Annotated in this window: 18 protein-coding genes; 7 read left to right on the plus strand and 11 right to left on the minus strand. The window is 56.7% G+C overall.

Annotated elements, in window-relative coordinates; all coding sequences use genetic code 11:
* Positions 1–22: 22 nt before the first annotated feature.
* Positions 23–1570: a methyl-accepting chemotaxis protein gene (locus tag AC2TE5_RS19250; protein ID WP_370732324.1), complete on the minus strand. Its 1548-nt coding sequence runs from the start codon at positions 1568–1570 to the stop codon at positions 23–25.
* A gap of 219 nt (positions 1571–1789) precedes the next feature.
* On the opposite strand from AC2TE5_RS19250, the gene AC2TE5_RS19255 reads away from it, so the two are divergent.
* Positions 1790–2830 (plus strand): aldo/keto reductase, encoded by a 1041-nt coding sequence (locus AC2TE5_RS19255; RefSeq protein WP_484612215.1) that lies wholly within the window; start codon positions 1790–1792, stop codon positions 2828–2830.
* 61 nt (positions 2831–2891) lie between these two features.
* On the opposite strand, the gene AC2TE5_RS19260 is transcribed toward AC2TE5_RS19255, so the two are convergent.
* Together AC2TE5_RS19260 and AC2TE5_RS19265 are read right to left on the minus strand one after the other, a co-directional pair.
* The gene (locus tag AC2TE5_RS19260) at positions 2892–3380 is read right to left on the minus strand and encodes a TIGR00645 family protein (RefSeq protein ID WP_047347852.1); all 489 of its coding nucleotides are present in this window, start codon (positions 3378–3380) and stop codon (positions 2892–2894) included.
* Between the two features lie 81 nt (positions 3381–3461).
* Complete coding sequence (locus tag AC2TE5_RS19265) at positions 3462–3965, minus strand: ESA_00282 family adhesion-associated protein (RefSeq protein ID WP_023309170.1); 504 nt, start codon at positions 3963–3965, stop codon at positions 3462–3464.
* 103 nt (positions 3966–4068) lie between these two features.
* On the opposite strand from AC2TE5_RS19265, the gene AC2TE5_RS19270 reads away from it, so the two are divergent.
* Complete coding sequence (locus AC2TE5_RS19270) at positions 4069–4473, plus strand: hypothetical protein (RefSeq protein WP_484612216.1); 405 nt, start codon at positions 4069–4071, stop codon at positions 4471–4473.
* Between the two features lies 1 nt (position 4474).
* Positions 4475–4924 (plus strand): cytoplasmic protein, encoded by a 450-nt coding sequence (locus tag AC2TE5_RS19275; RefSeq protein ID WP_257260118.1) that lies wholly within the window; start codon positions 4475–4477, stop codon positions 4922–4924.
* Here the strand turns inward: AC2TE5_RS19275 and AC2TE5_RS19280 are convergent.
* The 3 genes from AC2TE5_RS19280 to exbB form a co-directional block, all read right to left on the minus strand.
* Positions 4921–6372: a methyl-accepting chemotaxis protein gene (locus AC2TE5_RS19280; RefSeq protein WP_219321414.1), complete on the minus strand. Its 1452-nt coding sequence runs from the start codon at positions 6370–6372 to the stop codon at positions 4921–4923. The two genes, AC2TE5_RS19275 and AC2TE5_RS19280, sit on opposite strands and share 4 nt — an antisense overlap.
* A 273-nt stretch (positions 6373–6645) precedes the next feature.
* Complete coding sequence (gene exbD / locus AC2TE5_RS19285; RefSeq protein ID WP_023309173.1) at positions 6646–7071, minus strand: TonB system transport protein ExbD; 426 nt, start codon at positions 7069–7071, stop codon at positions 6646–6648.
* 4 nt (positions 7072–7075) lie between these two features.
* Positions 7076–7807: a tol-pal system-associated acyl-CoA thioesterase gene (gene exbB / locus AC2TE5_RS19290; protein WP_100166417.1), complete on the minus strand. Its 732-nt coding sequence runs from the start codon at positions 7805–7807 to the stop codon at positions 7076–7078.
* A gap of 252 nt (positions 7808–8059) precedes the next feature.
* On the opposite strand from exbB, the gene metC reads away from it, so the two are divergent.
* Positions 8060–9247, plus strand: a complete 1188-nt coding sequence (metC, locus tag AC2TE5_RS19295) for a cystathionine beta-lyase (RefSeq protein ID WP_395304680.1) — start codon at positions 8060–8062, stop codon at positions 9245–9247.
* Positions 9248–9390: 143 nt separating this feature from the next.
* Positions 9391–10050, plus strand: a complete 660-nt coding sequence (gene yghB, locus AC2TE5_RS19300; protein WP_063145578.1) for a DedA family general envelope maintenance protein YghB — start codon at positions 9391–9393, stop codon at positions 10048–10050.
* 48 nt (positions 10051–10098) lie between these two features.
* On the opposite strand, the gene AC2TE5_RS19305 is transcribed toward yghB, so the two are convergent.
* Complete coding sequence (locus AC2TE5_RS19305; protein ID WP_395304681.1) at positions 10099–10998, minus strand: AraC family transcriptional regulator; 900 nt, start codon at positions 10996–10998, stop codon at positions 10099–10101.
* Between the two features lie 195 nt (positions 10999–11193).
* Between AC2TE5_RS19305 and yqhD the strand changes: the two genes are divergently transcribed.
* Positions 11194–12357 carry an alcohol dehydrogenase gene (gene yqhD / locus AC2TE5_RS19310; protein WP_484612217.1) on the plus strand — a complete coding sequence of 388 codons (1164 nt, stop codon included), beginning with the start codon at positions 11194–11196 and terminating at the stop codon, positions 12355–12357.
* 105 nt (positions 12358–12462) lie between these two features.
* The gene (gene dkgA / locus AC2TE5_RS19315) at positions 12463–13290 is read left to right on the plus strand and encodes a 2,5-didehydrogluconate reductase DkgA (RefSeq protein WP_063145581.1); all 828 of its coding nucleotides are present in this window, start codon (positions 12463–12465) and stop codon (positions 13288–13290) included.
* Positions 13291–13374: 84 nt separating this feature from the next.
* Here the strand turns inward: dkgA and AC2TE5_RS19320 are convergent, their stop codons facing one another.
* The 4 genes from AC2TE5_RS19320 to parC form a co-directional block, all read right to left on the minus strand.
* Positions 13375–15546: a YgiQ family radical SAM protein gene (locus AC2TE5_RS19320; protein ID WP_063145582.1), complete on the minus strand. Its 2172-nt coding sequence runs from the start codon at positions 15544–15546 to the stop codon at positions 13375–13377.
* Positions 15547–15677: 131 nt separating this feature from the next.
* Entirely contained in the window at positions 15678–17090 is a 1413-nt protein-coding gene (gene ftsP / locus AC2TE5_RS19325; RefSeq protein WP_032659948.1) for a cell division protein FtsP, read from the minus strand.
* Positions 17091–17148: 58 nt separating this feature from the next.
* The gene (gene plsC / locus AC2TE5_RS19330) at positions 17149–17886 is read right to left on the minus strand and encodes a 1-acylglycerol-3-phosphate O-acyltransferase (RefSeq protein ID WP_063145584.1); all 738 of its coding nucleotides are present in this window, start codon (positions 17884–17886) and stop codon (positions 17149–17151) included.
* 163 nt (positions 17887–18049) lie between these two features.
* Positions 18050–20308 (minus strand): DNA topoisomerase IV subunit A, encoded by a 2259-nt coding sequence (gene parC / locus AC2TE5_RS19335; protein ID WP_193940470.1) that lies wholly within the window; start codon positions 20306–20308, stop codon positions 18050–18052.
* Between the last annotated feature and the right edge of the window lie 85 nt (positions 20309–20393).

The following is a 20393-nucleotide window of genomic DNA, read 5'->3' on the forward strand; positions in this document are numbered from 1 at the left end:
AAGGCGGCCTTGCAACGTTGCGTTATGCCGTCAGGCGGAACTTCTGCACCGAGCGTTGAAGATCTTCGGTCTGGCGCTCCAGCGCCGCCGCCGCCGCGGAAACCTCTTCCACCAGCGAGGCGTTTTGCTGGGTCACGCCGTCCATCTGGGTAATGGCAATCCCGACCTGCGAAATGCCCTTGCTCTGCTCCTCAGAGGCGGAAGCGATTTGCTTCATGATGGTCGTCACTTCCGTCACGTCACGCAAAATCGCATCCATGGTGGTGCCGGTGTCGCCCACCAGCTTCGCCCCCTGCTCTACGCGGGAAACGGAGTCGGTAATCAGCCCCTCAATCTCTTTGGCCGCGTTGGCGCTGCGGCTTGCCAGGTTGCGAACTTCACCTGCCACCACCGCGAAACCACGCCCCTGTTCGCCCGCGCGCGCCGCTTCAACCGCCGCATTGAGTGCCAGAATATTGGTCTGGAAGGCAATGCTGTTGATCACGTTGGTGATTTCAGCAATTTTCTTCGAGCTTTCCGAAATCCCGCTCATGGTGGTTACCACCTCTTCCACCAGCGAGCCGCCGCGGCTGGCGGTAGTTGAGGCCACATCGGCCAGCTGGCTGGCCTGACGCGCGCTTTCCGCGTTCAGTTTCACCGTGGCGGTCAGCTGTTCCATGCTGGCTGCCGTCTCTTCCAGCGCAGCCGCCTGCTCTTCGGTACGGGAAGAGAGATCGTTGTTACCGCTGGAGATTTCCGTCGCGCCGCGCCAGATGTTTTCACTGCCGGAGCGAATCGTGCTGACCGCTTCGCGCAGGCTGTCCTGCATGGCGCTCAGCAGCGGTACCAGCTGCCCCACGCAGTTGCGGCCAAACGGCTCAATGGGCTGGCTGAGATCGCCCTGGGCAATCTGGCGGAACTGCTGGCGAATGCGGTCCAGCGGTTTAACCAGCATCGCCACCAGGTAGCGGTCGGTGAAGAGCAGGATCAGCAGGCCGATAATCGTGGCGACGATTATCACCGTGCGGGTCATGCTTGTCAGGCCGTCCACCACCACGCGGGTGCTATCGAGCGACTTCGCGGCAGCATTGTTGAACTCCTCAGCGGCCGCGCCGAATGCCCGGCTCAGCGGAGGCGTGACGTTATTGGCCTGCTGGCGATACCCCTCCAGAGCCTCCAGCTTTGCCTGCTGCATTTGCGGCGTGACGCCCTGTTCAAGCAGCGCCTGCCAGGTGCCGATCACCCGGGAAGAGATCTGCTCATCCATCGGGCCTGGGGAAATGGCTTTCATCTCGGCCAGTTTCTTGCCCATGTTATCCAGCGCCTGTTGGGCAGAGGCCAAATCCGGCGTGCCGCCTGCGGCTTTAACTTCCATTGCGCGGCTCAGACGGGTCACAAAGCGGAAATACTGATCGTTGCCCTGGCTGAGTACCGTCATCTGTTTAACCAGCTGGCGATCGACTTCATTGCCATCCGTTACGCGAGAAAGGGACCAGGTGCTGTACAAGCCAACACCCGCCCACATTAAACAAAAGATCCCGAGGATCGTCAGCATGACGAAGCGGATTGTGAAATTACGGAGCATATTCATAAGTCTTCCTTGCCGTGAGGGTGAGTTCGCCCAGAGGCGAGTACTACTCTCGTTATCGGCAGGAACGAGGGAAATTATAACGTTTTGTGATCATTTTTAATTAGCGTGGCTTCACTGGTCGCACAGCCACCGTTAACCATTATCTTCGCTCTTTGTGATGTGATAAGTTCAGAATGAAAACGACGTTTCAAAAAATTATCGATAAGAAAAGGAGACATCATGTCCTGGCACCCTTACCCCGGCCGCTATGAGAATATGCAATACCGTTATTGCGGGAAAAGTGGCCTGCGCCTGCCCGCGCTGTCGCTCGGTCTGTGGCATAGCTTCGGCCACATCCAGCCTCTTGATGCCCAGCGCGCGCTGCTGCGCAAAGCCTTCGACCTCGGCATCACCCATTTCGATCTCGCCAATAACTATGGCCCGCCGGCGGGTAGCGCGGAAGAGAATTTCGGCCGCCTGCTGCGTGAGGATTTTGCCGCGCACCGCGACGAGCTGATTATCTCCACCAAGGCGGGTTACGACATGTGGCCAGGGCCGTACGGTTCGGGCGGTTCGCGTAAGTATCTGCTCGCCAGCCTCGACCAGAGCCTGAAGCGTCTGGGCGTCGAATACGTGGATATTTTCTACTCCCACCGCGTGGATGAAAACACGCCGATGGAAGAGACGGCCTCTGCGCTGGCCCACGCCGTGCAGAGCGGCAAAGCGCTGTATGTGGGCATTTCCTCCTACTCAACCGAGCGCACACAAAAAATGGCCGAGCTGCTGCGCGAGTGGAAGATCCCGCTGCTGATCCACCAGCCGTCCTATAACCTGCTTAACCGCTGGGTCGATAAGACCGGCTTGCTGGATGCGCTGGAAGCAAACGGTACGGGGTGTATTGCCTTTACCCCGCTGGCGCAGGGTCTGCTGACCGGGAAATACCTGAACGGTATTCCGGAGGGTTCACGCATGCAGCGCGAAGGGAATAAAGCGCGCGGCCTGACGCAGAAGATGCTGACCGACGCCAACCTGAGCAGTCTGCGTTTACTGAATGAGATGGCACATGCCCGCGGTCAAACCATGGCGCAGATGGCGCTAAGCTGGCTGCTGAAAGATGCGCGCGTGACGTCCGTACTGATTGGCGCAAGCCGCCCGGAACAGCTGGAAGAGAATGTTCAGGCGCTGGAAAACCTGCGCTTTACGGAAGACGAACTCAAGCGGATTGACCAGCATGTTGCGGATGGGGAGTTGAATCTGTGGCAGGCGTCGTCGGATAAATAGTGCGGTCTGATGCCCTCACCCCGGCCCTCTCCCACAGGGAGAGGGTTAGGATGAGGGGAAATTACTTCTTACTGATCTTATCCAGATACCCCATCACAAACGCTGACAGCACAAACGTCAGGTGGATGATGACGTACCACATCAGTTTGTTATCCGGCACGTTCTTCGCGTCCATAAACACGCGCAACAGGTGGATAGAGGAGATCGCCACAATCGACGCGGCCACCTTATTCTTCAGCGACGAAGCATCCATTTTGCCCAGCCAGCTGAGCTTCTCTTTACGCTCGTCGATATCAAGCTGGGAGACAAAATTCTCGTAGCCGGAGAACATCACCATCACCAGCAGCCCGCCCACCAGGGTCATATCCACCAGCGACAGCAGAACCAGAATCAAATCCGCTTCGGCAATGGAAAAAATGTTCGGCAGAACATGCCAGATTTCCTGAAAGAACTTAATCGTCAGCGCGACAAGTGCCAGCGAAAGGCCAAAATAGACGGGGGCCAGTATCCAGCGAGAGGCGTACATGGCATTTTCAAAAAAGCGTTCCATAAAGTCCTGTTTGCAAAAGAAACCAGCGCCCAGTATATCTCAACGGCGCTGGCTGTTTGCAATAACTCAACGGTACGTCACTCAGACGTTGTCCGGGTTAACCTCGGGACGTGCGTACTCCGGCCAGACAAGCGCCACCAGCTCAGGATAGGCTTCCAGGCTGAACTCGCGAAAACACTGCCGCAAATTTAATACGTCCAGATCGGAATAAGATACCTTCTCGCCGTTAAGGCAGCGCTTTTTGATATTGTCATAATATTTATACACTGCTGAATTCAGGTCGCTACAGCGACGCTGCGCCTCAAACAGACCGGGCGTGTCATTAATTTCCGACATTTTCATGCGTTTAATTGTCGCGTGTAAAAAGTCGATATATTCGTGGTTCACCCGCCAGTACCAGACAGGTGTAACGGAGTTCATCAATACAGAGAAATGGTCTTCACCTTCCTCTTTTGTCATCAGTTCAGGTTGCGGGGGTTCACTGGTGTCTTTCGACACTTTCGTTTTATTGAACTCCTGCATCAATAAAAGAACACCAGCGGTCAGTAATAGTAATGTGATGACCGTAAAAAAGATGCTGTTCATGGGTAGGCTCCATTTTTTTTGATTTTAAATTTGCCTCATGATATTGTCAACGAATCTCACGCCTTTACCAACCCCACCCTGTTGAAATTAAAGGAAATTAAAAATGCTGCCCGACTATCTCGTCCCGGCTAAGTACCACATCACGCCTGTGGAACAGCAACCGACGGAAGCAGAAAAAGAGGCCAGTTTCACTCAGGGGAAAAGAAAGCTCTCTGATTTCGAGCCCGATATATTAATTGGTGTTTCCCGAACTGGCAAATCCCGAAATATGTTGCTGGAAGAGCACGATCGCCATATAAAAGACCGCTTATTTCGCGCCATAAAAATTGAAGCCTTTGTCCACCTGCTGAATGACCTGCAGGCCGAAGGTGAAATAGATGCCCAGAAACTAAGTCAAATAATAGCCGAAAAAACCGAAGAGATTAATGAAGCGGGCAATGAAATTTGGCTTAATTTAATTACGCGCGAAAAAAACAACCCAATTTTTTATAACCTGGGGGAAGATTAACGTGAAAAAAGAAGTTAAAAATAACGACGTTTATTTGACTTTAGATGATAAAAAAAGTGATGAATTTATCTTAAAGCAAAATCTCGACGCACTAAGAAACACAAAAAATGACGAGATGACGCGTATTACACAAGACCTGGTATCGATCCCGGCGACGCTGGTTCGTCTGAAATGGCAGAATCGCCGCGATATTTATCCGCTACAGGTCAAAGAAGAAATTTACGGTGCCGTGATGAACGCCATCATTGAACAGCGCCCAGAACTGAAAGAGAAGCTTCTCGGACGTCTTGAGGCCAATTATCAGTATCTGCTTGCCAGAGAAATCGCCACCCTGCGTCTGACGCGCAAGCTGTCAGACGGTGAGTACCGTACTTCAAACGTCACCTGCGTTGCGCTTGATGAAGACGCGCTGGCGTCTGGCACCAGCGCCCCCTCCGAACCGAAAAGCTAGTTAAATCTGAATACGGCAATCGCCTCTTTTAACTGACCCGTCTGCTGCCGCTGCGCGTCGGCCACCTGCAATGTTTGCGCAACGTGACGGACATTCTCCTGCACGCTGGCATCGATGCTGGCAATGCTGTCGTTCATCTGCGCAATGCTTGCCCGCTGCTGCTCGCTCATCTGCGACAGCTCTTCCAGCAGAGAGCGAAGCCCTTCGATACTCTCAATGATCGACTTCATTGTCATACCGGCGTGCTCAACCTGCTCGACGCCCTGCAGCGTGGTCGCCTGCGATGTGGTCAGAAGCTGGCGGATATCTTTTGCCGCCCCCTCGCTGCGCTGGGCCAATACACGCACTTCTGAGGCAACCACAGCAAAGCCTTTACCATGTTCGCCCGCTCTTGCAGCCTCGACCGAGGCGTTGAGCGACAGAATATTTGTCTGGAACGCAATCCCGTCGATCAGCTCCAGAATGGCGTAAATACGCTGCGACTCCTCGCGAATGTGCTCCATTGCCGCAATCGCCTGCCGTACGTTATGGCCCCCCTGCTCCGCCACGTTACTGGTGCTGAACGCCACCTCCCTGACCTGGCTGGCTTTTTCACTGGTCAGGGTAGCGACGGCCCTTAACTGTTCCATCGCACTGGCCGCCGTTGCCAGCGAACTTGCCTGGTGGTCGGTACGTTCCGACAGCGCGCTGTTGCGCTGTCCTAACGCGCGGGATGCCTCCAGCAGTTGCCCAATATTGGCACTGACCTGCTCAAGCGTGGCGCGCATGGTGCCAAGCGTCAGGCTGAACGTGCGGGCAAAAGGAGACTCTGCAGGCACCGCATCGACGGCAAGCGTGAGGTACCCAGGTTCGCGGTTGATCACGCCCGCGAGCCCTGCCACCTCGCTCGCAGAGCGGGCGTCCTGCTCCATTCGTATCGCCAGCAGAACCAGGATCGCGGTCTGGACCACCACAAACAGACCATGAAAAACCACCATATGAAAGCCGGTGTGCATGAACACCACGACGCCGTAAAGGTCGTTCTCCTGCAGATAGTTAAACACCAGATGATGTAACGCGATGACCGCCGCCCCCATCACCAGGGGCCGCCAGTCTCGCCAGGCAAGCAGCGCGGAAAGCAGGACGAAAACTGAGAAATGGTATTCGGTTTCCCCCTCGCCCAGATGAATGAGCAACGCGGAAAAGGCCATTAGCACAAAAGCAGAGCTCAGGCGGAGCAGCAGCGCGCCGGGAAACAACAGCGTCAGCAGCGTCGATAGACTGGCCAGAGAGGTACCGACAATGGCCCCCTGCACAATATTCTCGTTCATATATCCGACCCCCAGCGAGATCCCCCACAGCGACCAGATAAGCACCAGAATGAGCCTGTCGGCGCGTCGTCGAATTGCGGAAAGCGAAAACTGGTCGTTTTGAGGCGCGTGCGGATACAGCCATGTCATCGTAGCCATAGGGAGTCTCTTGCTGTGCAGGTGAAAAGATCCTTCGAAGAAGGTCTGTTTTTATTATCTTTTTTAAGCGTAGTGGGGATATTCCACGACGCCATTTCAGCAAACGATATATTTTAATGGCGCAGCCGAATACTGATATTTACTTAACTATCAATGGATTATTAATTATGGCTTTATTGATAAATAAATATGAAGAATGGGGATATACAGCAGAAAATAATAACGATTTAACATAGCAACAAACAAAAAAGCCGGCTTTCGCCAGCTTCTTTATCACTTCGAGGCCGCTTTCTCTTCGCCGACCAGTCCAATCTTCAGGTAACCCGCCTGATGCAGCGTGTCCATTACCTTCATCATGGTTTCGTAATCAACGGTTTTATCCGCACGGAAGAAGACCGTGGTGTCTTTCTTACCGCCCGTAAGCTGCTCCAGCGCCGGGATGACAGAGTCGGCCGTCACCGGGTCGTTCCCGAGGAACATGGATTTATCCGCCTTCACCGACAGGTAGATAGGCTTCTCCGGGCGCGGCTGGGGCTGGCTGGAAGAGGCAGGCAGATTGACCTTCACATCCACCGTCGCCAGCGGCGCAGCCACCATGAAGATAATCAGCAGAACCAGCATAACGTCGATAAACGGCGTCACGTTGATTTCATGCATTTCGCCGTTATCATCCAGATTTTCGTTTAGACGCATCGCCATACAATCAACCTACGCGCAGTTTGGACGCCGCGTGCACCGGCTTAACCGAGCTGGCATTCAGGTCGAGATCGCGACTTTGCAGCAGCAGAACCTGCGCGGCAACGTCACCCAGCGTGGCTTTGTAGCTGCCAATCATACGCGCGAAGATGTTGTAGATAACCACCGCCGGGATAGCGGCAACCAGACCGATCGCCGTCGCCAGCAGCGCTTCCGCGATGCCCGGTGCCACCACCGCCAGGTTGGTGGTTTGGGTCTGCGCGATGCCGATGAAGCTGTTCATGATGCCCCAGACCGTACCGAACAGGCCGACGAACGGCGAGATCGCACCGATGGTCGCCAGATAACCATTGCCGCGGCCCATGTGTCGGCCCACGGCCGCAACGCGACGCTCCAGGCGGAAACCGGTACGCTCTTTGATGCCTTCGTTATCTTCACTGCCAGCGGAGAGTTCCAGCTCGTTCTGTGCTTCATTAACTAACATGCTGGTCAGGCTTTTCGCGTGGAAGGATGAGGTCATATCAGAAGCCTGATCCAGAGAGCGGGCTTCAGCCAGCTGCTGCTGTTCGCGCTTAAGGCGACGCTTCTGCGAAAGCAGCTCGGCGCTTTTGCTGAAGAAGATAGCCCAGGTGACAACGGACGCCAGAATCAGGCCGATCATCACAATCTTAACCACGATGTCAGCATGCTGATACATGCCCCAAACGGAGAGATCCGTCTGCATCAAATTATTACCCACTCTGTATCTCCAGGACGCAAATCACAAAATCTGAGCGTAATAATATCAAAACGTCGTCGAATTGATAGTAGTTCTCATTAGTATTTGCATGGTGCCGTAATTTTCGCTCACTTTCCTTGCGCTTACGCAGTAAAAATTTCTTATGCGGTTTTTTGCTAATATTTTCTGCTTATTCGATAAGCCTCCGGGTGCAGTTTTTTCCAATCGTGGTAGTCTGGACGTCCAGACGTATAAAAAACAGGGTTAGCGAACATGACAAAAAAGCATCTTGATACCACGCTGGTACAGGCAGGACGCAGCAAAAAATATACGCAGGGATCGGTCAACAGCGTGATTCAACGAGCCTCCTCGCTGGTGTTTGATACCGTTGAGGAGAAAAAAATCGCCACGCGCAACCGCGCGAAAGGCGGGCTGTTTTATGGCCGTCGCGGCACGCTAACCCATTTTTCTCTGCAGGAGGCGATGTGCGAGCTGGAAGGCGGCGTGGGCTGCGCGCTGTTCCCGTGCGGGGCGGCTGCAGTCGCCAACACCATTCTGGCGTTTGTGGAACAGGGCGATCACATCCTGATGACCAACACCGCCTACGAGCCCAGCCAGGACTTCTGCACCAAAATTCTCAGCAAGCTCGGCGTGACCACCGGCTGGTTCGACCCGCTGATTGGTGAAGGCATTGCCGAACTTATTCAGCCAAACACGCGCATCGTGTTCCTGGAATCTCCGGGGTCACTCACCATGGAAGTTCACGACGTGCCGGCAATCGTGAAAGCCGTGCGCAGCAAAGCGCCAGAGGCGATCGTGATGATAGACAACACCTGGGCGGCAGGCGTGCTGTTTAAGGCGCTGGAATTCGACATTGATATCTCGATTCAGGCGGCGACGAAGTACCTGATAGGCCACTCTGACGGCATGATTGGCACTGCGGTCTCCAACGCGCGCTGCTGGGATCAGCTGCGTGAAAATGCCTACCTGATGGGCCAGATGGTGGACGCAGACACGGCCTACATGACCAGCCGCGGTATCCGCACGCTGGGCGTTCGCCTGCGTCAGCACCATGAAAGCAGCCTGAAAGTGGCCGAATGGCTGGCGCAGCATCCGCTGGTTGAGCGCGTTAATCACCCCGCGCTACCGGGCAGTAAAGGCCACGAATTCTGGCAGCGTGACTTTACGGGCAGCAGCGGTCTGTTCTCGTTCGTGCTGAAAAAAAGGCTGAATAACGACGAGCTGGCGAGCTATCTGGATAATTTTACCCTCTTCAGCATGGCCTACTCCTGGGGCGGTTTTGAATCCCTGATCCTGCCTAACCAGCCGGAACAGGTTGCGGCTCTGCGTCCCGGCGGAGAAGTGGACTTCAGCGGTACCCTGATTCGACTGCATATCGGTTTAGAAAATGTTGACGATCTGATTGCCGATTTAGCAGCAGGGTTCGAGCGTATCGTGTAGAGTGCTGGCTGAAAATGTACTCCCTGGACGCTTTTGTGGACACCGCAAGCAGAAAAGTCTGCATGAGTTGCGCCCGGGATCAAACCCGACGGGCGAATAAGGGAGTACAATAGCGCTATATCTGCTGTTCCACAGGAAAGTCCATGGCTGTTATTCAAGATATTATCGCGGCGCTCTGGCATCACGACTTTGCCGCGCTGGCGGATCCTCACGTCGTCGGTATCGTTTACCTCGTGATGTTCGCAACTCTGTTTCTGGAAAATGGATTACTGCCAGCCTCTTTTTTACCCGGTGACAGCCTGCTTTTACTTGCCGGGGCGTTAATCGGGAAAGGCGTCATGGACTTCACGTCAACGATGGTTATTCTCACCTCCGCAGCCAGCCTGGGCTGCTGGTTGAGCTATCTGCAGGGCCGCTGGCTGGGGAATACCCGCGTCGTGAAAGGCTGGCTGGCGCAGCTACCGCATAAATATCATCAGCGTGCGACCTGCATGTTTGACCGGCACGGCCTGCTGGCGCTGCTGGCCGGGCGTTTCCTGGCGTTTGTTCGCACGCTTCTGCCTACGATGGCGGGCATTTCCGGTCTGTCGAACCGCCGCTTCCAGTTCTTCAACTGGCTGAGCGCCCTGCTGTGGGTGGGTGTGGTCACCACGCTCGGCTACGCGCTGAATATGATCCCCTTTGTGAAACACCACGAAGATCAGGTGATGACCTTCCTGATGGTGCTGCCGATGTTCCTGCTGGTCGCGGGACTGGTGGGGACTATTGCGGTAGTGATTAAGAAGAAGTACTGCAGCGCATAATTCAACAAAGCCGGGTGACGCTATCGCTTACCCGGCCTACATTTCCCGTCAGGCTCCCTGCATCGTTCGGATGCGTGATGCATCTTCTCCCGGCGTAACGCCGAAATAGCGCTTAAACTCCCGACTGAACTGCGACGCGCTTTCGTAACCCACCCGCATTGCCGCCGCGCTGGCCTTCATGCCGTCGTGGATCATCAGCATCCGCGCCTTATGCAAACGGTAGGTTTTGAGGTACTGCAGCGGCGAGGTGCTGGTCACCGATTTAAAATTATGGTGAAACGCCGAGACGCTCATGTTCGCTTCCGCCGCCAGCTGGTCGACGCTGAGGTTTTCCGTGTACTGGCTTTCGATACGCTTGAGCACGCGGCTTATCAGGCTGAAGTGGGTCTGTCGGCTCACCAGGGCTAGTAACGCCCCGCCCCCCGGGCCCAGCAGCACATGGTAGAGAATTTCACGGATAATCTGCTTGCCCAGAATACGCGCGTCCAGCGGCCTCTCCATCACGTCCAGCAGACGCTCAATGGCGCAAAGGATCTCTTCCGACAGCGTCGCCGAGTTAATCCCGCTCGACGCCATCGAAGGCTGGAAGAACTCGTCTTCACCTATCTCCATCAGCAGCTCCTGCAGCTGAAGAATATCGACGTTGACGCGTATACCGGCCAGCGGAACGGCCTCTGTCGCGAAGGTTTCACATTCGAAGGGTAAAGGTACCGTCAGAAGCAGGTATTCATTGGTGTCGTAGCGGAACACGCGCTCGTTGATATAGCCAATTTTATGGCCCGAGAAGAGAAAAACGATGCCCGGCTGGTACATGACCGGCGTGCGCGTTCCGGGCTGCGTGCCGTAGAGCAGGCGAATATCAGGAAGCAGGCCACTGACGCCATTTTCGTTATCTATCAGTCTTTTAATCTGCGTAGTGAGCTGATGGCAGATCGCTTCACGGTTCATATTACGTTACTCCGGGTACGGTTTCCGACGTTGACAGTGTGCGTGCTTTTCCGCGCTTTCTCCAGCGCTCTGTAGAAATGGGCAAGACATCGGCAGGAATGTGCATTGAGAGGATAGCCCCGGGCGGCCACAATGTGCAGCATCAGGTAGCCCTCTGCGCCACCACGGTTTTTCACCCACTAAAGGGAACGAGCAATGAACAACTTTAATCTTCACACCCCCACCCGCATTCTGTTTGGTAAAGACGCTATCGCCGATCTGCGCGCGCAGATCCCTGCTGACGCCCGCGTGCTGATCACCTACGGTGGCGGCAGCGTGAAAAAAACCGGCGTGCTGGATCGGGTTTATAGCGCGCTGGACGGTCTGGACGTGCGTGAGTTTGGCGGCATCGAGCCAAACCCGTCTTACGAAACGCTGATGAACGCGGTGAAAATCGCCCGCGAAGAAAACATCACCTTCCTGCTGGCCGTCGGCGGCGGCTCCGTGCTGGACGGCACCAAATTCATCGCGGCGGCAGCGCACTACGCTGACGGCATTGATCCGTGGCACATCCTGGAAACCCGCGGCAGCGACATTAAAAGCGCCATCCCGATGGGCTCCGTGCTGACCCTGCCAGCGACCGGCTCTGAATCCAACAAGGGCGCGGTGATCTCCCGTAAAACCACCGGCGACAAACAGGCCTTCATGAACGAACACGTTCAGCCCGTGTTTGCCATTCTGGACCCGGTTTACACCTACACCCTGCCTGCGCGTCAGGTGGCTAACGGCGTGGTCGACGCCTTTGTTCACACCGTTGAGCAGTACGTCACGTATCCGGTCGATGCCAAAATCCAGGATCGCTTCGCGGAAGGCATTCTGCTGACGCTCGTCGAAGACGGCCCGAAAGCGCTGCAAGAGCCGGAAAACTACGACGTTCGCGCCAACGTAATGTGGGCCGCAACGCAGGCGCTGAACGGCCTGATCGGGGCTGGCGTGCCGCAGGACTGGGCCACCCACATGCTGGGCCACGAGCTGACGGCAATGCACGGTTTGGACCACGCTCAGACGCTGGCCGTTGTGTTGCCTGCCCTGTGGAACGAAAAACGCGACACCAAGCGCGCCAAGCTGCTGCAGTACGCCGAACGCGTGTGGAACATCACCGAGGGTTCTGACGATGCGCGTATTGATGCCGCCATCGAAGCAACCCGCGACTTCTTTGAAGGTCTGGGCGTGCCAACGCGTCTGTCCGGCTACGGTCTGGACGGCAGCTCCATCCCTGCCCTGCTGGCAAAACTTGAAGAGCACGGCATGACCCACCTGGGCGAGCACGGCGACATCACGCTGGACGTGAGCCGTCGCATCTACGAAGCGGCGCGTTAAGCGTTTTTGCCCTCCCGACTTTCGTTTTTTGACATTTCGTCCAGACTTAATGCACACCCCATCGCCGGGGGAACCCTCCGGCGATGCGCACCTGAAGGAGGAAAAATGGCAAACCAAACCGTAATCAAGCTGCAGGACGGCAACGTGATGCCCCAGTTGGGGCTAGGTGTATGGAAAGCCGGTAACGACGAGGTCGTCTCCGCCATTCATAAAGCCCTGGAAGTCGGCTATCGGTCCATTGATACCGCTGCCGCATACAAAAACGAGGACGGCGTGGGTAAGGCACTGGCCAGCGCTGGCGTCCCCCGCGATGAGTTATTCATCACCACGAAACTGTGGAACGACGATCAAAAACGCCCCCGCGAAGCCCTGCAGGAGAGTCTGGAAAAGCTCCAGCTCGATTTCGTCGATCTCTGGCTGATGCACTGGCCGGTTCCGGCTATCGATCACTACGTTGATGCCTGGAAGGGGATGATTGAACTGCAAAAAGAGGGGCTGGTGAAAAGCATCGGCGTCTGTAATTTCCAGGTTCATCACCTGCAGCGGCTGATTGACGAGACGGGCGTCGCGCCGGTGATTAACCAGATCGAGCTGCACCCGCTGATGCAGCAGCGCCAGCTTCATGCCTGGAACGCCACGCATAAAATCCAGACCGAGTCCTGGAGCCCGCTGGCGCAGGGCGGCGAAGGGGTGTTTGATCAAAAGATTATCCGTGAGCTGGCGGATAAATACGGTAAAACCCCGGCGCAAATCGTCATTCGCTGGCATCTGGACAACGGCCTGGTGGTCATTCCGAAATCGGTCACGCCATCGCGCATCGCCGAAAACTTCGACGTCTGGGATTTCCGACTGGATAAAGATGAGCTGGGTGAGATTGCGAAGCTGGATAAGGGCAAGCGGCTTGGGCCGGACCCGGACCAGTTTGGCGGTTAATTGCGTAAAAAAGCCGGGTGGCGGCTTCGCCTTACCCGGCCTACGTGTCTACACAAAAAACCCCGGCTTGCCGGGGTTTTTTATTTATGCTTTGCGCTTCACGGGCTTCTTCACACTCGAATTACCGTTCGAACGCTGATGCACAATCGGCGTGTGCTTGGTCAGCGCCGGGCGCGTATTGCGGTTCTGGCGACGCGCTTCGCGCATCTCATCCAGCGTCGGGGCCGGTACCAGGCAGTCGCGGCGCGAGCCGATCAGGTGTTTTTTACCCATCTCTTCCAGCGCCTGACGGATCAGCGGCCAGTTTTTCGGATCGTGATAACGCAGCAGCGCCTTGTGCAGACGACGCTGTTTATCCCCTTTCGGCACCACCACCTCTTCACTCTTGTAGCCAATCTTACTCAGCGGGTTCTTGCCGGTGTAATACATGGTCGTCGAGTTGGCGAGCGGTGACGGATAGAAGTTCTGCACCTGATCCAGGCGGAAGCGACGCTGCTTCAGCCACAGCGCCAGGTTCACCATGTCTTCATCGCGCGTGCCCGGGTGGGCGGAAATGAAGTACGGGATCAGATACTGCTCTTTGCCCGCCTGCTTCGAATAGGTGTCGAACAGCTCTTTAAAGCGATCGTAGCTGCCCATGCCCGGCTTCATCATTTTCGACAGCGGGCCTTCCTCGGTGTGCTCCGGCGCAATCTTCAGATAGCCGCCGACGTGGTGCGTCGCCAGCTCTTTGATGTAGCGCGGATCTTCCACGGCGATGTCGTAACGCACCCCGGAAGCGATGAGGATCTTCTTGATGCCCTTCAGGTCACGCGCGCGGCGATAGAGGTTGATCGTCGGCTCATGGTTGGTGTCCATGTGCTCGCAAATGCTCGGATAGACGCAGGAGAGGCGACGGCAGGTTTGCTCCGCGCGCGGCGACTTGCAGCGCAGCATGTACATGTTCGCGGTTGGACCGCCGAGGTCGGAAATCACGCCGGTAAAGCCCGGCACCGAGTCGCGAATCGCTTCGATCTCATTGATGATCGAATCTTCAGAGCGGCTCTGGATAATACGGCCTTCGTGTTCGGTAATAGAGCAGAACGAGCACCCGCCGAAGCAGCCGCGCATGATGTTGATCGAGAAGCGAATCATCTCATACGCCGGGATACGGGCGTTGCCGTAGGCCGGGTGCGGCACGCGCTTGTACGGCAGCGCAAAGACGCTGTCCATCTCTTCGGTGGAGAGCGGGATCGCCGGCGGGTTGATCCAGATAAAGCGCTCGCCGTGCTTCTGCATCAACGCGCGGGCGCAGCCCGGGTTGGTTTCATGGTGCAGAATACGGGACGCGTGCGCGTAGAGCACCTTGTCGGCTTTCACCTTCTCGTAGGTCGGCAGCAGCACGTAGGTCTTTTCCCACGGCTTCGGGCGCGGCGGCTGCACGACGATAGCCTTCGCTTCCGCTTTTTTCGGCTCAACCGGCTTGTTATCGGCACACGGCAGATCTTCGCCGTACGGGTGCGGGATCGGGTCGATTTTGCCCGGCATATCAATGATGCGGGAATCCACCCCGCTCCAGCCCGGCAGCGCCTCTTTCACCATGATCGCGGTATTGCGCACGTCGCGGATGCTGCTCACCGGTTCACCCTGCGACAGACGGTGCGCCACTTCCACCAGCGGACGCTCGCCGTTACCGTAAATCAGCATGTCGGCTTTGGAATCCACCAGCACCGAGCGGCGAACGGTATCTGACCAGTAGTCGTAGTGCGCGGTGCGGCGCAGGCTCGCCTCGATGCCGCCCAGGATCACCGGCACGTCCTTCCAGGCTTCTTTACAGCGCTGGGTATAGACCAGGGTCGCGCGGTCGGGGCGTTTACCCGCCACGTTATCCGGCGTGTAGGCGTCGTCATGGCGCAGCTTACGGTCGGCAGTATAGCGGTTGATCATCGAGTCCATGTTGCCTGCGGTCACGCCGAAGAACAGGTTGGGTTTACCCAGACGCATAAAGTCGTCTTTGCTGTTCCAGTCAGGCTGGGAGATGATCCCCACGCGGAAGCCCTGCGCTTCAAGCATACGGCCACAGATGGCCATACCGAAGCTCGGATGGTCAACGTAGGCATCGCCCGTGACCAAAATGATGTCGCAGCTGTCCCAGCCCAGTTGGTCCATCTCTTCACGGGACATCGGCAGGAACGGTGCCGGTCCAAAGCAGGCCGCCCAGTACTGGGGCCAGGAGAAGAGGTCACGATCCGGCTGGATCAGGGAAATTGCGCTCATAATACTTCCGAAGAAAAAATAGACAAAAGGAGCGGGATTATACGCTGGATCAATGTGGGAAATGAAGGGGTATTATGCGGGCTGTTGCCCTCACCCCAACCCTCTCCCACAGGGAGAGGGAGAAAAGCATTTTACGGTGCCGGATTCACCAGCATCTGCCCCACGGAGCCCCTGTCCATCATCTCCAGCGTCTGGCTGTGGAACAGGAACGGGAAGTGCGGCCAAGAAGGCTGACCGTAGTAGACGAGCAGTTCAACCTGACCGTCCACCCAGACGGTATCTTTCCAGCCGCGATCTTCCGGGAACGGCATCGCGCCGTTGACGTTGCGGATCAGGAATGACACCCCTTCAATATGGAACGACTGCGGCATATCTGAACGGACCGTCCAGCGCTCCCAGGTGCCCTGCTGCGCGGTAATGTCGATGCGGTTGACGTCCCACAGCGCGCCGTTGATGCCCGGATCGTCGCCCAGGCTGATATCACGGCTGCGCACCGGCGAGCCGCTCATGATCTCCTGCGGCAGCAGACGCATTGGCAGGCTATCGGTCACCAGCGGCAGCAGACCGGTTGGACGCAGGGTCAGCACCAGGGTCGAGACAAGAATGCTCGACGGCTCAAAGAACCCGCGAATACGGTCAACAATGCTCGCCGCTTCGCCGCAGGTCAGCGACACTTCATCCCCGTTGGTCATATCCACGAGAATTTCGCGACGTTCACCCGGCGAGAGCGCCAGCTGTTTGACGGAAACCGGCGCCGGTAAAAAGCCCTGGTCGCCGGAGATCACGTGCAGCGGACGGCCATCGCTCATTTGCAGCTGATAGCGGCGCGAGTTGGAGGCGTTGAGCAGGCGCAGGCGCACCCAGCCGCGCGAGACTTCGACATACGGACTTTGCGCGCCGTTGACCAGCAGCGTATCGCCAACGAAGCCGCCGCTGCCCGGCTCGCTGTATTCCGGCGTACCGAAATTATCCAGACGTTTGTCCTGGATAATAATAGGGAAGTCATCCACGCCGTAGTGGTTCGGGATCGGCAGGGATTTGCTGACCTCATCTTCCACCAGCCACATTCCGGCCAGGCCGTTATAGACCTGCTGCGCCGTGCGGTTAGGCGTGTTGGCGTGGTACCACAGGGTTGCCGCGCTCTGGCGAATCGGCAGAACGGGCGCCCAGTCGGCGCTGGGTGACATCATTCGCGCCGCGCCGCCAATCAACGGGCCAGGCACCTGTAGGCCGCTGATGGTCATGGCGACATTTTCAGGGGTACGGTTACTGTAGATGAGCTTAACGTCATCGCCATTCCACACGCGTATGGTCGGCCCAAGGTAACGTCCGTTAATGCCCCAGACCGGCGCACGCGTCCCCTGGGTGAAGGACCAGTGGCTGCGCTGCAGCGTCAGGAAAAGCGGCTGACCGCGACGAGATTCAATTAATGGCGGAATAGGCAGCGGCTGTTGCTGCCCGGCGGCGCTGGCTGTCAGCGGCATCGCACCCGCACAAAGGGCGATCCCGGAAGCCTGAATAAACTGACGCCGACTGAGTGACATATAAGCTCCATCTGAAACGACTAACAACGCGGGAATTCGTTTTCCCTTCAACGCCGGATTAAATCTTACCGGCGGCTTCTCTCTCTGCGACTTCTTTGTCGAGCTGCGCAATATGCTGAGCCATCAGCTCACGGCAGTGCGCTGCCAGCTCGCGCACCTGGTCTTTACCGTATTTGCTGGTATCGACGGGTGGCAACATTTCGACAATCACCAGCCCGTTATTCAGGCGGTTAAGATTAATCTTATTCGAAGTATTGGAAACGCACACAGGAATAATTGGAACACCTGCCGCAATTGCAGCATGAAACGCACCGGTTTTAAACGGCAGCAGGCCGCGGCCGCGGCTGCGCGTTCCTTCCGGGAACATCCAGATTGAGATTCTGCGCTTTTTAAAATGATTCACCACTTCCGCAATGGTGCTGTGCGCTTTTGCACGGTTGTTACGGTCGATCAGCAGGTTACCGGTAAGCCAGTACAGCAGGCCAAAAAACGGGATCCACAGCAGGCTTTTTTTCCCCACCGTCACGGTCGGTGGCAAAACGATATTTGCGGCGGTCACCATATCGTAATTGTTCTGATGGTTAGCGATATAGATGGCGTTACCGAAATTCTCCGCCCCTTCAGGAAGACGTTTTTCAACCTTCAGACCAAACAGCGGCGCAAGGCGACCGAACATATGGCCGAAGGTGGCAACATGCTTAGGATTTCGCGGGCTGAACAGGCAATAGATGCAGCCGAAAATACAGACCAGAATGCAGTAGATAACGGTAAGAATAAGACGAACAATATATAGCATAGCGACCTCTGAAGCCCCAACAGCTGACAATTATACTTCACCTGTGGCCAGGTAAGGACTTTATTACGAGCGCGTATTGTTAATCGCAACGCACGAATTAACAACGATTTTACGGGAAATTTTATTGAAATTCCCCCTCCGGGCAGAGGGGGATATCACGACATTACTCTTCGCTGTCACCCGCAGCGCTGCGTGCAGGAGAGTCAATCTCTACGCGGTCGATGCGCTGCAGGCCGCGCATCAGCGAGCCACGGCGACCGCGCTCACCCACCACTTTCTGCAGCTCTTCCGGACGAAGCTTGATCTTACGCTTGCCGACGTGAATGGTCAGCGTGCTCTGCGGCGGCAGGAGGAAGAGGTGCGCCAGGCCATCTTCGCCTTTCGCGGCTTCCGCCGACGGGATGTTGATGATCTTGTTACCCTTGCCTTTCGACAGCTCCGGCAGATCGCTGACCGGGAACATCAGCATACGTCCTGCGGTGGTGATCGCCAGCAGCATGTCGCTTTCGTTCTCAATCACCAGCGGCGCCATTACGTGGGCGTTGTCCGGCAGGCTAATCAGCGCCTTACCGGCACGGTTACGGGAGACCAGGTCGTTAAAGGTACAGATAAAGCCGTAGCCCGCATCGGAGGCCAGCAGCAGCTTCTGCTCATCGGCTTCCATCAGCATATGGTCGACCGTCGCACCCGGCGGCAGCGTCAGCTTGCCGGTGAGCGGTTCGCCCTGCCCGCGCGCGGAAGGCAGCGTGATCGGGTCGATGGCGTAGCTGCGGCCGGTGGAGTCGATAAACGCCACCGGCTGGTTGCTCTTACCTTTCACCGCCGCTTTGAAGCTGTCGCCCGCTTTGTAGCTCAGCCCCGGCGCGTCGATATCGTGGCCTTTGGCGCTACGCACCCAGCCGCTCTGCGACAGAACAATGGTCACCGGCTCGGACGGCTGCATGTCGTGTTCGTTCATCGCCTTCGCTTCTTCGCGCTCGTGCAGCGGAGAACGACGGTCGTCGCCGAACGCGTCTGCATCGGCCTGCAGCTCTTTCTTCAGCAGGGTGTTCATCTTGCGCTCGGACGCGAGGATCGCCTGCAGCTGATCGCGCTCTTTTTCCAGCTCGTTCTGCTCGCCGCGGATCTTCATCTCTTCCAGTTTGGCGAGATGGCGCAGCTTCAGTTCGAGGATCGCTTCGGCCTGGGTTTCGCTGATGCCAAAGCGCGACATCAGCGCCGGCTTCGGCTCGTCCTCGGTACGGATGATCTCAATCACTTCATCGATATTGAGGAACGCCACCAGCAAACCTTCAAGGATATGCAGGCGCTTAAGCACTTTCTCCAGACGGTAATTCAGACGACGGCGTACCGTATCGCGGCGGAACGTCAGCCATTCGGTGAGGATCTCCAGCAGGTTTTTCACCGCCGGGCGTCCGTCGAGGCCAATCATATTCAGGTTGATGCGGTAGCTTTTTTCCAGATCGGTGGTGGCGAACAGGTGGTTCATCACCTGCTCCATGTCCACGCGGTTAGAACGCGGTACGATCACCAGACGGGTCGGGTTCTCGTGGTCGGATTCGTCGCGCAGGTCGTCCACCATCGGCAGCTTTTTATTGCGCATCTGGGAGGCGATCTGCTCCAGCACTTTGGCACCGGAAACCTGATGCGGCAGCGCGGTGATGACGACTGCGCCGTCCTCTTTGTTCCACACCGCGCGCATGCGCACGGAGCCGCGACCGTTCTGGTAGATTTTGCGGATTTCCGCGCGCGAGGTGATGATTTCGGCTTCGGTCGGGTAGTCCGGCCCCTGCACGATATCCAGCAGCTCGTCCAGCGAGGTTTTCGGCTGCTCGATCAGGGTGATGGCGGCTTTCGCCACTTCACGCAGGTTGTGCGGCGGAATGTCCGTCGCCATACCGACCGCGATACCGGTGGTGCCGTTCAGCAGGATGTTCGGCAGACGCGCAGGCAGCATCTTCGGCTCCTGCATCGTACCGTCGAAGTTTGGCACCCAGTCAACGGTTCCCTGACCCAGCTCGCCCAGCAGCACTTCGGCGTATTTAGACAGGCGGGATTCGGTATAACGCATCGCCGCGAAGGATTTCGGATCGTCCGGCGCACCCCAGTTCCCCTGACCATCCACCAGCGGGTAGCGGTAAGAGAACGGCTGCGCCATCAGCACCATCGCTTCATAACAGGCGCTGTCGCCGTGCGGATGGTATTTACCCAGCACGTCACCGACGGTACGGGCGGATTTCTTGAACTTGGCGCTGGCGCTTAGCCCCAGCTCGGACATCGCATAGACGATGCGGCGCTGAACGGGCTTCAGGCCATCTCCGATAAACGGCAACGCCCTGTCCATGATGACGTACATGGAGTAGTTCAGGTAGGCGTTTTCCGTGAATTCATGTAGCGCGAGGCGCTCTGCCATATCGCTCATTACGTGTGATTCCTCAACTCAGAAACCGAAGGGTTTCAGGCAATATTGCCGCAGATACTACCTTATCTGGCGAGTTGAGTCACAA

Source organism: Enterobacter sp. N5-15 (assembly GCF_057221635.1).

Coding starts and splice junctions, on each gene's coding strand:
- AC2TE5_RS19250 (WP_370732324.1), bottom strand. CDS start 1,570: ATGAATATGCTCCGTAATTTCACAATCCGCTTCGTCATGCTGACGATC.
- AC2TE5_RS19255 (WP_484612215.1), top strand. CDS start 1,790: ATGTCCTGGCACCCTTACCCCGGCCGCTATGAGAATATGCAATACCGT.
- AC2TE5_RS19260 (WP_047347852.1), bottom strand. CDS start 3,380: ATGGAACGCTTTTTTGAAAATGCCATGTACGCCTCTCGCTGGATACTG.
- AC2TE5_RS19265 (WP_023309170.1), bottom strand. CDS start 3,965: ATGAACAGCATCTTTTTTACGGTCATCACATTACTATTACTGACCGCT.
- AC2TE5_RS19270 (WP_484612216.1), top strand. CDS start 4,069: ATGCTGCCCGACTATCTCGTCCCGGCTAAGTACCACATCACGCCTGTG.
- AC2TE5_RS19280 (WP_219321414.1), bottom strand. CDS start 6,372: ATGGCTACGATGACATGGCTGTATCCGCACGCGCCTCAAAACGACCAG.
- exbD (WP_023309173.1), bottom strand. CDS start 7,071: ATGGCGATGCGTCTAAACGAAAATCTGGATGATAACGGCGAAATGCAT.
- metC (WP_395304680.1), top strand. CDS start 8,060: ATGACAAAAAAGCATCTTGATACCACGCTGGTACAGGCAGGACGCAGC.
- yghB (WP_063145578.1), top strand. CDS start 9,391: ATGGCTGTTATTCAAGATATTATCGCGGCGCTCTGGCATCACGACTTT.
- AC2TE5_RS19305 (WP_395304681.1), bottom strand. CDS start 10,998: ATGAACCGTGAAGCGATCTGCCATCAGCTCACTACGCAGATTAAAAGA.
- yqhD (WP_484612217.1), top strand. CDS start 11,194: ATGAACAACTTTAATCTTCACACCCCCACCCGCATTCTGTTTGGTAAA.
- dkgA (WP_063145581.1), top strand. CDS start 12,463: ATGGCAAACCAAACCGTAATCAAGCTGCAGGACGGCAACGTGATGCCC.
- AC2TE5_RS19320 (WP_063145582.1), bottom strand. CDS start 15,546: ATGAGCGCAATTTCCCTGATCCAGCCGGATCGTGACCTCTTCTCCTGG.
- ftsP (WP_032659948.1), bottom strand. CDS start 17,090: ATGTCACTCAGTCGGCGTCAGTTTATTCAGGCTTCCGGGATCGCCCTT.
- plsC (WP_063145584.1), bottom strand. CDS start 17,886: ATGCTATATATTGTTCGTCTTATTCTTACCGTTATCTACTGCATTCTG.
- parC (WP_193940470.1), bottom strand. CDS start 20,308: ATGAGCGATATGGCAGAGCGCCTCGCGCTACATGAATTCACGGAAAAC.